Source organism: Protofrankia sp. CiP1_Cm_nod4, from assembly GCF_982290645.1.
On sequence record NZ_CEVIVC010000277.1, the window covers coordinates 1 to 588 of the forward strand.

Genomic DNA, 588 nt, shown 5'->3' on the forward strand with positions numbered 1-588 from the left:
AGGTTTGCGCCGGTCGCTGGGGCGTGACGGTCCGACCGAGCGGTCGATCGGTATGATGATTGCCCAGTTCAAGGTGAGCCTGGACGCGCTTGCTTTCCGCCTGCACAACGCCGGACTGGTGAACGCGGCGGAGCGCGACCGGATTCGACGGATGTCCGCCCGCAAACTGGCTCTCATGACAGGACGGGCCGAGGAATACCAGCGGCAACTGCAGAGTATCGGATCACGCCGTGTGCCTACCGGCCTGCTGCAACGGGCGATGGAAGCATACAACGAAGGGGAGGTCAGCGTTCGCGTTCTCGCACGGCTCACCGGCGTCCCGGAAAACGCGCTGCTCCGGCAACTGCAGCCGTTGCCCGCGATGACCGAGGAGGAGATGGCGGACACCGACACCGAACTCATCCTGTAAGACCCCGGCCAGTCAGGCTCGTCCTGGCGCCCAGGTGCGCCTTGAAGATCGAATTATCGATATGAATGAAGCCCGCGGACGGGACGCACTATGGACGGCTGCCATTCAGTCGCAACGATTTTGACTTCCTTCGTGTGGAGCCGTCTTCGTCGTCCCTGTTCAGATGGGTGTCGGGGCGG

The 588-nt window shown here is 63.1% G+C and carries 1 protein-coding gene; it reads left to right on the forward strand.

Annotation, left to right across the window (positions count from 1 at the left end):
* Positions 1–409 (forward strand): hypothetical protein (locus AC5LSR_RS24135; RefSeq protein ID WP_493469083.1); only part of this gene is annotated, 409 nt, incomplete at its 5' end.
* Positions 410–588: the final 179 nt, after the last annotated feature.